11 protein-coding genes are annotated in these 13187 nt (G+C 71.8%); 6 read left to right on the top strand and 5 right to left on the bottom strand.

Going from position 1 to position 13187, the window contains the following annotated elements:
• Nucleotides 1-10: 10 nt before the first annotated feature.
• Nucleotides 11-1495 (top strand): LCP family protein, encoded by a 1485-nt coding sequence (locus BLQ50_RS11380; protein WP_245701128.1) that lies wholly within the window; start codon nucleotides 11-13, stop codon nucleotides 1493-1495.
• A gap of 44 nt (nucleotides 1496-1539) precedes the next feature.
• Here BLQ50_RS11380 and purE read toward each other — a convergent pair whose 3' ends face one another.
• Together purE and BLQ50_RS11370 are read right to left on the bottom strand one after the other, a co-directional pair.
• Nucleotides 1540-2070, bottom strand: coding sequence for a 5-(carboxyamino)imidazole ribonucleotide mutase (purE, locus tag BLQ50_RS11375; protein ID WP_093183754.1), 531 nt, complete (start codon nucleotides 2068-2070; stop codon nucleotides 1540-1542).
• Nucleotides 2071-2125: 55 nt separating this feature from the next.
• Nucleotides 2126-3295: a 5-(carboxyamino)imidazole ribonucleotide synthase gene (locus BLQ50_RS11370; protein ID WP_245701126.1), complete on the bottom strand. Its 1170-nt coding sequence runs from the start codon at nucleotides 3293-3295 to the stop codon at nucleotides 2126-2128.
• A 66-nt stretch (nucleotides 3296-3361) separates the two neighbouring features.
• Between BLQ50_RS11370 and BLQ50_RS11365 the strand changes: the two genes are divergently transcribed.
• Nucleotides 3362-3952, top strand: coding sequence for a GtrA family protein (locus BLQ50_RS11365; protein WP_425424095.1), 591 nt, complete (start codon nucleotides 3362-3364; stop codon nucleotides 3950-3952).
• Nucleotides 3953-4180: 228 nt separating this feature from the next.
• On the opposite strand, the gene BLQ50_RS11360 is transcribed toward BLQ50_RS11365, so the two are convergent.
• Together BLQ50_RS11360 and BLQ50_RS11355 are read right to left on the bottom strand one after the other, a co-directional pair.
• Complete coding sequence (locus BLQ50_RS11360) at nucleotides 4181-5509, bottom strand: ATP-binding protein (RefSeq protein WP_093183750.1); 1329 nt, start codon at nucleotides 5507-5509, stop codon at nucleotides 4181-4183.
• A 53-nt stretch (nucleotides 5510-5562) separates the two neighbouring features.
• Nucleotides 5563-6246, bottom strand: a complete 684-nt coding sequence (locus BLQ50_RS11355) for a response regulator transcription factor (protein ID WP_093183749.1) — start codon at nucleotides 6244-6246, stop codon at nucleotides 5563-5565.
• A 197-nt stretch (nucleotides 6247-6443) separates the two neighbouring features.
• On the opposite strand from BLQ50_RS11355, the gene BLQ50_RS11350 reads away from it, so the two are divergent.
• The 4 genes from BLQ50_RS11350 to BLQ50_RS11335 all read left to right on the top strand — a co-directional run bounded on the left by BLQ50_RS11350 (nucleotide 6444) and on the right by BLQ50_RS11335 (nucleotide 12142).
• Entirely contained in the window at nucleotides 6444-7691 is a 1248-nt protein-coding gene (locus BLQ50_RS11350) for a sensor histidine kinase (RefSeq protein ID WP_093183747.1), read from the top strand.
• A gap of 60 nt (nucleotides 7692-7751) precedes the next feature.
• A complete protein-coding gene (locus BLQ50_RS11345) occupies nucleotides 7752-8465 on the top strand; it encodes a response regulator (protein WP_093183746.1) in 714 nt (237 codons plus the stop codon).
• A gap of 171 nt (nucleotides 8466-8636) precedes the next feature.
• Complete coding sequence (locus BLQ50_RS11340) at nucleotides 8637-9527, top strand: ABC transporter ATP-binding protein (protein ID WP_245701125.1); 891 nt, start codon at nucleotides 8637-8639, stop codon at nucleotides 9525-9527.
• Complete coding sequence (locus tag BLQ50_RS11335) at nucleotides 9527-12142, top strand: FtsX-like permease family protein (protein WP_093183744.1); 2616 nt, start codon at nucleotides 9527-9529, stop codon at nucleotides 12140-12142. The genes BLQ50_RS11340 and BLQ50_RS11335 overlap by 1 nt, the downstream gene beginning before the upstream one ends.
• Nucleotides 12143-12609: 467 nt before the next feature.
• Here the strand turns inward: BLQ50_RS11335 and BLQ50_RS18650 are convergent, their stop codons facing one another.
• Nucleotides 12610-13170 carry a hypothetical protein gene (locus BLQ50_RS18650; protein ID WP_175559098.1) on the bottom strand — a complete coding sequence of 187 codons (561 nt, stop codon included), beginning with the start codon at nucleotides 13168-13170 and terminating at the stop codon, nucleotides 12610-12612.
• Between the last annotated feature and the right edge of the window lie 17 nt (nucleotides 13171-13187).

Here is a 13187-nt window from a genome sequence, read left to right as displayed (position 1 = left end):
CGGGTAACCCATGACTCCCGACGACCAGCCCCGTCCGGCCTCGATCCCGCCGCCGAGCTTCACCCCGCAGTCCGGTCGCCCGCCACGTCCCTCTGCCCGGGACTCCTCGATCGAGGTCGGCGACACCGGCGACGGCGCGCTGCGGGCAGTCCCAGCCAGCGTCGGCTCCAATGCTGGCGCGGGTGCGAGCCGTAGCGAGCCCACGCCGCCCGCTGTGCGCCGGACGTCGTCGGGCATGGCTGGCCAGCTGAGCGGCAACGCCCCGCGACCCGGTTCGTCGGGGCGGATCCCGGCACCGGCACCGCGCGCGGCCACGCCACCTTCCGCGCACCCGGCGCGCCCGGTCTCCGGATCGACCCGACCGGCCGCCTTCCCGCCCGCGGCAGGCACCAGCGTGCCCAGGCCTGTCCAGGGAGCCGCGCCTCTGAAGGCGGCTGCCGGTGCGGGCGGTCCCGGAGCGGTCCGGGCGCACGGCGCCGGGGCACCCGGCGGCTCAGGGCCGCACGGTTCGGGGCCGCACGCCCCAGGTCCCCAGGATGCGCGACGCGCCAAGCCACGCTGGGGCCGCATCGCGGCCCTCGCCGTCGCGCTGCTGCTTGTCCTGGCGATCGCCTGGCCGGTCGGGCTGCTGCTCTGGGCAAACGGCAAGATCAACCACATCGACGCGCTCTCGGGAGCCGCGAACACCCCAGGCACCACCTATCTGCTCGCCGGCTCCGACTCGCGCGCCGACGGCGCCGTCGGCGACGACGGGACGGAGGGGGCACGGACAGACACGATCATGGTGCTGCACGTCCCCGACTCCGGGCCCACGTCGCTGATCAGCCTGCCGCGAGACTCCTACGTCGACATCCCCGGCAACAAGGCCAACAAGCTCAACGCCGCCTACTCCTGGGGTGGCGCACCGCTGCTGGTCCAGACCGTCGAGGGCATGACGGGGCTGACCGTCGACCACTACATCGAGATCGGGTTTAGCGGCGTCGAGACGATCGTCGACGCGGTCGGCGGCGTCGAGCTGTGCCTGGACTACGACGTCAACGACCCCAACAGCGGCCTCGTGTGGGCTGCTGGCTGCCACACGGCGGACGGCACGACCGCGCTCGCCTTCTCCCGGATGCGCTACTCCGACCCGCAGGGTGACATCGGCCGAGCCGAGCGCCAGCGTCAGGTGATCGGCGCGGTGACCTCGGCCGTGCAGAACAAGTCGATCCTGTTCAAGCCGGGTACGCAGCGCGAGCTCATCAGCGCTGGGCTCGACGTGCTGACCGTCGACCAGGACACCAACATCATCGACCTGGGCAAGATGGCGCTCGCCTTCCGGGCCGCGAACGGTCCCGGTGGCGTCACCGGCACACCGCCGCTGAGCAGCCTCGACTACCGGCCGGGTGGCGTCGGGTCCGCCGTGCAGCTGAACGCGGAGCTCAGCCCGCAGTTCTGGACCGACATCCGTGACGGGAAGATGGCCGCCGGCGTGGTCGGAGGGCTGCCGCAGTAGGTTCCTGCTCTCGGGCCGCTCCCCTGCGGAGGGGCCCGAGGCGCTCAGGCCGTGAAGCCGGTGCGCTGCTCGCGTCCGGCGCGCAGCCGGGCGCCCTTGGCCTTGGCCTGCTCGCTCAGTCCGTCCTGGAAGTCGACCATCGCCTGGCGCAGCGCGAGGGACGCCTCGTCAGTCCCGCTCGCCAGGATCCGAGCGGCCAGCAGACCCGCGTTGCGGGCCCCGCCGATCGACACGGTCGCGACCGGGACGCCGGCCGGCATCTGCACGATCGAGAGCAGGGAGTCCATCCCGTCGAGGTAGGCGAGCGGGACGGGGACCCCGATCACCGGCAGCGGGGTCACCGCGGCGAGCATGCCGGGCAGGTGCGCCGCCCCGCCTGCGCCCGCGATGATGACGCGAAGCCCACGCCCGGCGGCCTCGCGGCCGTAGTCGATCATCTCGGTGGGCATCCGGTGCGCGGAGACGACGTCGACCTCGATCGCCACCCCGAACTCGGTCAGCGCGTCCGCGGCGGCCTGCATGACCGGCCAGTCGGAGTCCGACCCCATGACGATCCCGACGACTGCGTTGCTCATGGCTGTTCCCTTGCTCGGCTGACTTGTCATGTGCTGGCGCGTGGCGTGAGCCGCGCTATTCCCCGCGCAAGATCGCGGCGGCGGCCATCGCCCGGCGTCGGACATCGTCGAGGTCGGTGCCGCTGACGTTGACGTGACCAAGCTTGCGGCCCGGACGCACGTCCTTGCCGTAGAGGTTTACGCGGGCATCGGGGAACTGCGCGAGGACGGCCGGGAGCGCGTCGGTCATCTGGGCGAGGGAGCTGCCCAGCACGTTCGCCATGACGGTCCAGGGCGCAGTCGTAGCCGTCTCGCCCAGCGGGAGGTCGAGGACGGCGCGCAGGTGCTGCTCGAACTGGCTGGTCACCGACCCGTCGATGGTCCAGTGACCGGAGTTGTGGGGGCGCATGGCCAGCTCGTTGACGATGATGACCGGCTCGGCGCCGGGCACGCGCACCTCGAAGAGCTCGACGGCGAGCACGCCCGTCACGTCGAGCCCCTCCGCGATCGCGACGGCGACGGAGCGCGCGCGCTCGGCCTCGGCCGCGGTGAGGTCCGGTGCGGGTGCCACGACCTCGGAGCAGACGCCGTCGCGCTGGACGGACTCGACAACGGGCCACGTGCGGACCTCACCGCTCGGGCGGCGCGCCACGAGGACGGCGAGCTCGCGGGCGAAGGGGACCTTCTCCTCCACGAGCAGGGTCGGGCCGCCCGCGCTCACGCCGGCGAACCAGTCGGCGACGTCGTCGGGGGCAGAGACGACTCGTACGCCCTTGCCGTCGTAGCCGCCGCGGGACGTCTTGACGACCGCCTCCCCGCCGGGGCTCGCGGCGAGGAAGTCGGCCAGCTCGGTCCGAGCTGTGGCTTCGTCGCGGGAGAGTTCGGCCCAGCGCGGGCACGGCGCGCCGAGTTCGGTGAGACGGCGCCGCATGATGATCTTGTCCTGCGCCTGGACCAGCGCGTGGGGTCCGGGGCGGACGGGGGTGCCGGCCGCGACGAGCTCGTGGAGCAGGTCGTTCGGCACGTGCTCGTGCTCGAAGGTGAGGACGTCGGCGCCCGCGACGAGCGCGCGGATCGCGGCGTCGTCGCTGGCCACGCCGATCGGGGAGTCGACGACGACCTGCGCCGCCGAGGAGTCCGCCGCCTCGACCAGGACGCGCAGGTGCACGCCCAGCTCAGCCGCCGCGGGGGCCATCATCCGGGCGAGCTGCCCGCCGCCTACTACTGCAATCACTGGAGCTGCCACAGTGAGCCAGCCTAGTCGAGACCGGTGCGACCACGGACCGTGGTTCATACGGAATAGTCTTCGACCATGACGATGCAAGATCGCCCGAGCGACGACGATCCCGGCGCCATGACCAGCGTTGGCCTCACGGGGGCGGACGTGACGGGTGCGGAGGCCGTGGCCGCTGCCGACCCGGACGCGCGAGCACCCGGCCGGCGAGCCGCCCTGCTTGCACGGCTCTATGAGCTCATGCGGTTCGGCATGGTCGGCGGTGTCGCCTTCGTCGTCGACACAGGCTTGTTCAACCTGTTGCGCTTCGGTCCCGGTGATCTGCTCGAGGCCAAGCCGATCACCGCGAAGATCATCTCTGTGGCAGTGGCGACCGTGGTGTCCTGGCTCGGCAACAGATTCTGGACCTTCTCCGACCGGCGCACCGAGACTCACCTGCGCGAGTTCGCCGGCTTTGTCGTGGTGAACATCGGCGGGATGGCGATCGCGATCGCGAGCCTGGGTGTGTCCCACTACGTGCTCGACCTGCGCTCCCCGCTCGCGGACAATATCTCCGCGAACGGAGTCGGCCTCGTGCTCGGCATGGTCTTCCGCTACTACGCCTACCGCACCTGGGTCTTCACGGCCAAGGACCCCTCCCGCCCGCTGACCGCGGCGTCGAACTCGTGAACGGCTCGTCGAACTCGTGAACGGCTCGTCGAACTCGTGAACTAGCGCCGCTTCCCGCGTCAGGATGCCGGTGGCTCACGAGTTCGGCGAGCGATTCACGAGTTCGGCGAGGGCGACGCCGGCGACGTCGGGGCGCCCTCCGAGGGCGCCCTCCCCGAACGCTGGGTGCGGGCGAAGGGCTGCCTCGTGTCCGGTTTGGGCAGCCGTCCGCCCGCACTCAGCGGTCGGTTACCAGCTGCGGCGGCGTTTGGAGCGGCTGGAGATGGGGGCGCCGCGCGGCAGGACCAGCTCGGGGTCCATGGTCCGCGGGACCCCCGCCAGGAACACCGAGAAGACCGGCGGCCGGCGTTGGGAGAGCTCGAGGCGGCCGCCGTCGGCCGCGACCAGGTCACGAGCGAGGGCGAGCCCCAGGCCGGTCCCCCTGCCCGAGGTGACCTCCCGCTCGAAGATGCGCGGGGCGAGGTCGTCGGGGACGCCCGGGCCCTCGTCGGAGACCTGGATAGCCATGGCCCCACTGGGGCCGGACGGCTTGGAGTGGACCGTCGTCGTGCCCGCGCCGTGCTTGAGGGAGTTCTCGATGAGGGTCGCGAGCACCTGTGCGAGGGCGCCCGGTGTGGCGAGCACGTGGGCATCGGGTGAGACGTCGATGACGAGCTTGCGGTTGTGCTTGAGGAAGGTCGGCGCCCATTCCTCCTCCTGCTGCTGGACCACCTCGATGAGGTGCACGGCCTCGGTCGTGCCGCCCGAGGTGCGCGAGCGCGTCAGCAGGTCGTCGACCACCTGGACGAGGCGTTCTACCTGTTCGAGGGAGATCCGCGCTTCCTCCTGGACTTCCTCGTTGTCCCCGGCGGCCAGGGAGATCTCCTCCAGGCGCATGGACAGCGCGGTCAGCGGAGTGCGCAGCTGGTGGGAGGCGTCCGAGGCGAACTGCCGTTCGGCGGCCAGCCGCCCGGCCATCCGGTCCGAGCTGCGGGCCAGCTCGGCCGCCACGAGGTCGATCTCCTCGACGCCGGACGGTTCGATGCGCGGTCGCACCTGGCCCGATCCAAGCTGCTCGGCGGAGGCCGCCAGATAGACGAGCGGGGCGGAGAGCCGGTTGGCCTGCCACACGGCCGTGACGATGCCCGCGCCGAAGGCCACCACGGCCGCCGCGATGACCAGCATGACGACCTGCGCGCTGCGCAGGTAGATGTCCCAGTAGGACACCGCGACCTGGATCGTCGCGTTGGACTGCGTGAGGATCGGTCGCTCGACGACCTTGCCCGCGATCGGGTTCCCGGCGGACAGGTTGGTGCCGTCCGGGCTGACGACCTGGATGTACGCGGCGATCCGGCCGTTCTCCCCGCCGACGTAGCGGTCGAGGAACGCCTCGTCGATCGCCTCCCCGCGGGTCAGCCGCCCCTCGACCGAGCGGCCGAGCTCGGAGGTGCGTGCCTGCAGGTCACGAATCTCGTTGTCGCGAACGAGGTTCGCACCGAGGATGGCCAGCGGCAGTCCCAGGAGGATGACGGCGACCGCCACCGCGGAGACGGTGGCCAGCAGTACTCGACGACGCATGCTCTAGCGCTCCCGACCGGGGCTGCCCCACGCGGGGGCGGCCCGGAGTTCTGTCAGTTCTCGCCGGACTCGAAGCGGAAGCCCAGTCCCCGGACGGTGGTGATGTAACGGGGGGAATTGGCATCGTCACCGAGCTTGCGGCGCAGCCAGGACACGTGCATGTCGAGGGTCTTGGTCGAGCCGATCGGCTCTGATCCCCAGACCTCGCGCATGAGGGTGTCTCGCACGACGACGGTCCCGGCGCCCTGCACGAGGACGCGCAGCAGCTCGAATTCCTTGGTCGTCAGGTGCAGCTCGCGCTCGCCCTGGAAGGCGCGGTGCGCGGCGACGTCGACCTTGACGTCCTGGGCCTGGAGCTCCTCGGCGTCGGCGGGGTCGCCGTGGGTGCGGCGCAGCAGCGCCCGGACCCGGGCGAGCAGCTCGGCCAGACGGAAAGGCTTGGTCACGTAGTCGTCGGCCCCGGCGTCGAGCCCGACGACGAGGTCGACCTCGTCGGCCCGCGCAGTGAGCACGAGGACGGGCGTGGTCAGGCCCAGGCCGCGGATCGCGCGGGCGACCTCGAGGCCGTCCATGTCCGGGAGGCCAAGGTCGAGGACGATGAGGTCAGCAGCAGACGCGTTGTCGATTGCGCCTTGACCTGTTCCTTGCACAACGACGTTGTATCCCTCGCGGGAGAGCGCGCGCGCCAAAGGTTCGGCAATAGCCGGGTCGTCTTCTGCCAGAAGTACGTTGGTCATTCGCCCATGCTAGGTCATGAAACACCCGGGGGACCTATCGGGAGCGGTGCCAAACTCGTCACACGTCACGGCCGGCACAGAAAAGCCCCAATTGGCACTCGGACGCCGGCCGTGTCCCCCTCCGGGCCTGTCCCCCGCTCGCGGCCTCCCCCTGGGGACTGACGCGATATCCAACCATCGTGCCTAGGCTGGGCGCCATGAACTGGTACGACGCGATCGGCCGATGGTCCGACGCCCACCGCTCCGCCGTCGACATCATCATGACCGGTGTGCTGCTCGCCGTGATCGTCCCGTTCTCCGCGGCGACCGGCAGCGGTGAGTTCCTGATCATGTCCGAGCCCAACGGCCCTGCGCTCGGTGTGATGTCGTTCTTCGTCATCGCCCCGCTCGCCGTGCGCCGCACCCACCCGGTCCTGTCGGTGGTCCTCGTCTACGGCGCGATCCTGGGCCACCAGCTGCTCGGTGTCCCACTGATCATCCCGGCCGACATCTTCGTCCTGGTCGCCTTGTTCTCGGTGACCGTCTACGGCCCCCGCTGGGCGCACCAGGTGGCGATCACCTCGGGCCTGTTCGGCTGCTTCTTGCTCGGCGTCTTCATCGGCGTACAGGGTGACATGCTCAACGCGATCGCCGTGACGACCGTGCTCACCGGGTCGATGTTCCTGGCGACGTGGGCGTTCGGGCTCGTGCGCCGGGTCAGCCGCAGCTCGATCACCGCGCTGCGCGACCGTGCGCTGCGCCTGGAGATCGAGCGCGACCAGCAGGCTCAGATCGCCACCGCCGCCGAACGGTCGCGCATCGCCCGGGAGATGCACGACATCGTCGCCCACTCCCTCTCGGTCATGATCGCCCAGGCCGACGGCGGCCGGTACATGGCCGCCGCCGAGCCGGAGGCCGCCACCCGCACGCTGGGCACGATCGCCGAGACGGGCCGGGCGGCCCTGGCCGACATGCGGCGCCTGCTCGGGGTGCTGCGCAGCGAACCCGGGGACCCCGGGGCGGGTGAGCACGGCGGCACGCTCGCCGGCCTCGCGCCCCAGCCTGCGGCGTCGGACATCGAGACACTCGTAGCCCAGGTCCGCGCCTCGGGGCTGCGGATCTCCCTCGTGCGGATGGGTGTGGCGCGCACGCTGCCCCCGGGCACCGGGCTGACCCTCTATCGGATCTGCCAGGAGGCTCTCACCAACATCCTCAAGCACGCCGGCCCGGACCCGACCGTCACGGTTGTGCTCACCTGGGGCCCGCGCAGCGTCCAGCTCCAGGTGGACGACGACGGCCGCGGCGCCTCCGCGAACGGCGACGGCGCAGGCCAGGGCCTGCTGGGTATGCGCGAGCGGGCCGCCATGTTCGGCGGGACCGTCGTCTCGGGCCCCCGACCGGGCGGCGGCTTCCGTGTGATGCTTGACCTCCCGCTCCCCGAGCAACGCACCGATCCCGTCACCTGACCTGTCATCTGATCTGTCACCTGACCCAGCTCACCCACCTCACAAGGAGCCCGCGCAACCATGTACCTCGCGACCGAGCCCGCGCCGCCCATCCGCGTCGCGATCGTCGACGACCAGCAGCTGCTGCGGGCCGGTTTCCGGATGGTGATCGACTCCCAGCCGGACCTGTCCGTCGTCCTGGAGGCCGCCGACGGCGCCCAGGCGGTGCGCCTGCTGACCGACCACGAGGTCGACGTCGTGCTCATGGACGTGCGGATGCCCAACCTCGACGGGCTGGCGGCCACGGCGCAGCTCACCGAGATCTGGGCGGCCACCCGGGGCGAGGTCGTGCCGCGGATCATCGTGCTGACCACCTTCGACCTCGACGAGTACGCCCTCGAGGCGATCCGCGCCGGGGCGAGCGGGTTCCTGCTCAAGGACGCCCCGCCCGAGGAGATGCTCGGCGCGATCCGCACCGTGTTCTCCGGCGACGCGGTGATCGCCCCCTCGACCACGCGCCGTCTGCTCGACCGGCTGATCGTCCCGCTCCCCCAGGAACAGCTGGTCGACTCCGCCCAGGCGACCGCGATCGACTCGCTCACCGACCGCGAGCGCGAGGTGCTCCTGGCCATGGCCAGGGGGCGGTCCAACCAGGAGATCGCCGCGGACCTGTTCGTCGCGGAGGCGACCGTCAAGACGCACGTGGGGCGGATCTTGTCCAAGCTCGGGGCGCGCGACCGGGTGCAGGCCGTGGTCACCGCCTACGAGACCGGGCTCGTCCGTCCCGGGGAATGACCTGCTGCGCTCCGTCTCCCCCTGCGGGATGACATTGACGGCGGGCAAGACCCACCCCCAGCCCGACGCCGGCTCCCGGCCGCTCTCACTAGCGTGGGTCATGCGCTGAGGACCTGGGTCTACCCGGGCCTCGGCGACCATTTCTTGTTCCCCGCCGTACTTGGAGAATTCGTGGACACCACCGTGTACCAGACCCCGCCGCCCGTACCCGAGACCTCGACGCCCGCCGTGCGGGCTCGGTCCCTGACCAAGCTGTACGGCCACGGCGAGGGCATGGTCCGGGCGCTCGACGGCGTCGACGTCGACTTCGCCGCGGGGCAGTTCACCGCGATCATGGGGCCCTCCGGATCGGGCAAGTCGACGCTCATGCACCTGCTCGCAGGCCTCGACACCGCGTCGTCGGGCGAGGCCTTCATCGGCAGCACCGACGTGACCAAGCTCGACGACAACCAGCTGACCACGCTGCGCCGGGACCGCGTCGGCTTCGTCTTCCAGTCCTTCAACCTGCTGCCGATGTTCACCGCGGAGCAGAACATCACCCTCCCCCTAACCCTGGCCGGGGTGAAGATCGACGCCGACACCAAGGAATGGCTGGCCACCCTGGTCACAACCCTCGGCCTGGGCGAGCGGCTCTCCCACCGCCCGGCCGAGCTGTCCGGTGGGCAGCAGCAGCGGGTCGCGATCGCACGGGCGCTCATCGCCCGCCCGGAGGTCGTCTTCGCCGACGAGCCCACCGGGAACCTGGACACCCGCTCGGGGGCCGAGGTGCTGAGCTTCCTGCGCCGCTCGGTCCGTGAGCTCGGGCGCACCATCATCATGGTCACCCACGACCCCGCCGCGGCCGCCTACGCCGACCGCGTCGTGCTCATCGCCGACGGCCGGATCGCCGGGGACATCGCCAACCCGACCCCCGAGTCTGTCCTGGCCGGGCTGGACGCGCTGCGGACTTTTGAGACGACGGCCGACACGGGCGCGACCGGTCCGGGCGCGACGGGCACGACGGGCGCGACGGGCGCGACGGGCGCGACTGCGACCGGCGCGACCGCGCAGGTGAGCGTCTGATGTTTGGCCTCACACTCGCCCAGATGCGACGCAGCCTCGGCCGGCTGACGGCCGCGGGCATCGCGATCGTCATCGGGACAGCCTTCGTCGCGGCCACCCTGCTCGCCGGGGAGGTCCTCAAACGGTCCAGCTACGACTCGGTCGCGGCGAGCTTCGCCGACGCCGCGCTCATCGTGCGGCCCACCTCCGACCCGGACGCAGCCGGGTACGGCTCCCCGCTCACGCAGGGGGATCTGACCACCATCCGGCTGACCGACGGCGTCCGCGCCGCCGACCCCGTGGCGTCGACCTACGTCGTGCTCGGCCAGGGGGGCAAGTCCGTCTACCAGACCGTCATCGGGGTGGGTTCCGACCCGTCCCTGCAGCCGCTCGCGGTCACCGAGGGCGCCCTTCCCAGCAGTCCGGACGAGATCGCCCTGCCCGCCGACGTCGTGGCCAGGCTGGGCACCACGGTCGGTGGCACGGTCACGCAGACCGTGACCGTCGTGGTCCCCGGCGCCGGGAGCGAGGACGAGTGGGAGTGGGAGGAGACGAAGGTGACGCTCGTCGTGACCGGTCTCGTCGACGACCCCAACGGCGCGTTCTCGATGACCGGGGGGGCCGGCCTGCTCACTGATGACGCCATCCAGACGCGGATATCCTTCGACTTCGGCGGCGACGTCCAGTTCCGGGAGGCGACCGTCGCGCTCGAGGACGGCGCGGACGTGGAGAGCGTGCGCGCTGACCTGGAGTCCACGATCGGCCAACTGGGCTTCACCGTGCTGACCAAGGACGAGGCCGCGGCCGCATCCGTCACCGCGCTGACCAACGATGAGGACGTCTTCACCATGACGATCCTCGCCTTCGCCGCGATCGCGCTGCTCGTCGCGGCCCTGGTGATCGCGAACACCTTCCAGGTCATCGTCGCCCAACGCACCCGCACCCTCGCCCTGCTGCGCTGCGTGGGTGCGAGCAAGCGGCAGCTTCGCTCATCCGTCCTGCTCGAGGCGTCACTGCTGGGCGTGATCGCCTCGGCGATCGGCTTCGCGCTCGGCGCGCTGCTCGTGCAGATCACGGTCCTCGCCCTGCAGCGGGTCGACCTCGACATCCCCATCCCGCGGTCGATCACCATCACGGTCGCGTCCGTGGTGTGGCCGCTCGCGGTCGGCACCCTCGTCACCGTGCTGGCCAGCCTGGTCCCGGCACGCGCCGCGACCAGGGTCGCCCCGCTCGCTGCCCTGCGCCCGGCCGAGCTGGACGGGCTGTCGAAGTCCTCGAGCAAGGTCCGGCTGATCTTCTCGCTCCTGCTCGTCGTCGGCGGGGGCGCCCTGATGGCGATCGGTCTTGGGCTCTCGGCGTCGTCCTCGGTCGAGTTCGGTCTGATGACCGCCATGCTCGGCGGCGCCGCGTCCTTCGTGGGCGTGCTGCTCGGAGCGGTGTTCTGGGTCCCGAAGATCGTCGCGGGCATCGCCCGCCTGCTCAGCCGGTTCGGTGCGAGCGCCCAGCTCGCGGCCGCCAACACGGTGCGCAACCCGCGCCGGACGGCTGCGACGTCCACCGCGCTGCTCATCGGGGTGACGCTCGTGGCGATGATGTCCGTCGGCGCGGCCACCGCCCGCAACTCCCTCGCCACGACCCTCGACGAGCAGTATCCCTTCGACGTGGCGATCGACGCCGGGGTGATCAGCTCCGCGCCCGATGACGGGACGGACCCCGCAACGGGCCTGACCCCCGCACTGATCGAGGACCTGTCCAAGGTCTCCGGCGTCGCCGCCATGGCGCAGCTCTCCGGCACGAACGTCACGGTCACCTGGCCCGACGACTCGACCTCCCAGGACGTGGTCGTCAACGCCGTGGACCCGGCCGCCGCCGCCGCGGCGGTCAACCCGGATGGCCTCTTCGACGGCCTCGACGACCAGACCGTGGTCGTCGGCCTCTTCGTCGCGAGCGCCTACCACCTCGACTCGGGGTCGACGCTGCAGCTCGCCGGCGTCGACGGAACCGTCACGGTCAACGTCGTGGTGGCTAACATCGGCTCCGACAACATCATCGCGACGCCCGCGGTCGGTCGCGAGCTCGACGGCGCGGCCGTGGTCAACGGGGTGTGGCTCAAGATCACCGACCCCTCCGATGCCTCCGCCATCGTCGCCGACATCCGGGACACGATGTCCCAGACGCCGGCAGCACTGACCGGTGCGGCGATGGAGCGGGCCGCGATGCAGCAGGTGATCGACACGATCCTGGCCGTCATCATCGGGCTGCTCGGGATCGCGGTGGTCATCGCGCTGATCGGGGTGGCGAACACCCTGTCCCTGTCGGTCCTGGAACGCCGGCGCGAGTCGGCCACCCTGCGGGCCATCGGGCTGAGCCGGCGTCAGCTGCGCACGACGCTAGCAATCGAGGGCACGCTCATCGCCGGGGTGGGCGCGGTCCTGGGTGTCCTGCTCGGCCTGGTCTACGGCTGGATCGGGTCCACGGTCGTCCTGGGGTCCTTCGCGGGCGTCCGGCTGACGGTCCCGTGGCGCGACCTCGTCCTCGTCGTGGCGATCGCCATCGCGGCCGGGCTGCTGGCCTCGGTGCTGCCCGCCCGCAGCGCGGCCAGGACGTCCCCGGTCGAGGCGCTCGCGGTCGAGTAGGCGTCGAGTTCGCCCGGCCCGGCCGGCCGGACTCCTGCTAGCCGCCTGCCCCAGCTCCGGCCGGGCAACCCGGCCGGCCGCCTGCCCGGTCCCCAGCCACCCAGCTCCGGCCATAGGTGCACGGAATCCGCCTCGTTTTTCCTGAGGACAGGGCGGAATTCGTGCACCTACGGATGGGAGAACGGGGACCGGACGGGGACCGGAAGGGCGGGCTGGGTGGCGGGTGATCGGGGGTGAAACCTTGTGGGTCGGTCGTGGTCAGAACGCGCGGTTCGAGGGTCTGTGGATCGTCGGGATGTCCCCGGCGGGCCACGGGCCCTCGGTCGTTCCCGACGCGTGCAGGGCAGGCTCGCAGGGTGCGATCCCTCCTGCCCATCCCGCTGCCCGACCCCGCCACGCCACCCGCGGCTGGGTCCGGAGCCGCGTCGGCCGCGTCGGCCGCGTCACCCGCCGCGTCACCAGGACCTTCATCCGGCGCGCCCGCCGCCTTCTCCCCCGCGCCCCTCGCTCCACCCGCGGACCTCGACGGCGTGCCCGTCACGATGCACCCGGGCCAGGACGTCCATCTCGCCCTTGCCCGTCCGCTCGGCGAGCTGCGCGCCGAGCTCGCCGCCTGCACCGGCCGCCCCGAACTCGTCCACGCACCGCTCTACGTCGACGACCGCCGCCTCGACGATCACCACGTCGTCGGCCATCCCCCGCTCCTCGCCGGAGCCGTCCTGCGCACCACCCCGACCCCCTGCCCGACGCCGGAGCGCGCCCTGGCAGCGCCCGTCCACCTCGCGGTACTCGCCGGCCGGCGCGCGGGTGATCTGCTCCCGCTCGAGGTGAGTGGGACGGTCGATGCGCTCGGCGTCCGGCTGCGGGTGAGGCGAGACCGGCGGGGCGGGGTGCGTGTCGCGGTTCGCGCGGACCGTAGGCGGATGAGGCGCGGGCGGGCAGATCGTGGTCAGGTGGAGCGCGGCCACGCGGACCGCGGGCGGGCGGACCGTCGTCGGGCGGACCGCGGGCAGGCGGACGGGAGGCACAGGCGCGACGGATGCCG

It is taken from the genome of Sanguibacter gelidistatuariae (genome assembly GCF_900096585.1).
Lineage (GTDB): Bacteria > Actinomycetota > Actinomycetes > Actinomycetales > Cellulomonadaceae > Sanguibacter > Sanguibacter gelidistatuariae.
The sequence above is the reverse complement of the archived record's forward strand: the minus strand, read 5'-3'. Positions and strand labels throughout refer to the sequence as shown.

What these genes read in the sequence shown, in the direction of transcription:
- BLQ50_RS11380 (WP_245701128.1), top strand. Translation starts at nt 11, where the DNA reads ATGACTCCCGACGACCAGCCCCGTCCGGCCTCGATCCCGCCGCCGAGC.
- purE (WP_093183754.1), bottom strand. Translation starts at nt 2,070, where the DNA reads ATGAGCAACGCAGTCGTCGGGATCGTCATGGGGTCGGACTCCGACTGG.
- BLQ50_RS11365 (WP_425424095.1), top strand. Translation starts at nt 3,362, where the DNA reads ATGACGATGCAAGATCGCCCGAGCGACGACGATCCCGGCGCCATGACC.
- BLQ50_RS11360 (WP_093183750.1), bottom strand. Translation starts at nt 5,509, where the DNA reads ATGCGTCGTCGAGTACTGCTGGCCACCGTCTCCGCGGTGGCGGTCGCC.
- BLQ50_RS11355 (WP_093183749.1), bottom strand. Translation starts at nt 6,246, where the DNA reads ATGACCAACGTACTTCTGGCAGAAGACGACCCGGCTATTGCCGAACCT.
- BLQ50_RS11350 (WP_093183747.1), top strand. Translation starts at nt 6,444, where the DNA reads ATGAACTGGTACGACGCGATCGGCCGATGGTCCGACGCCCACCGCTCC.
- BLQ50_RS11345 (WP_093183746.1), top strand. Translation starts at nt 7,752, where the DNA reads ATGTACCTCGCGACCGAGCCCGCGCCGCCCATCCGCGTCGCGATCGTC.
- BLQ50_RS11335 (WP_093183744.1), top strand. Translation starts at nt 9,527, where the DNA reads ATGTTTGGCCTCACACTCGCCCAGATGCGACGCAGCCTCGGCCGGCTG.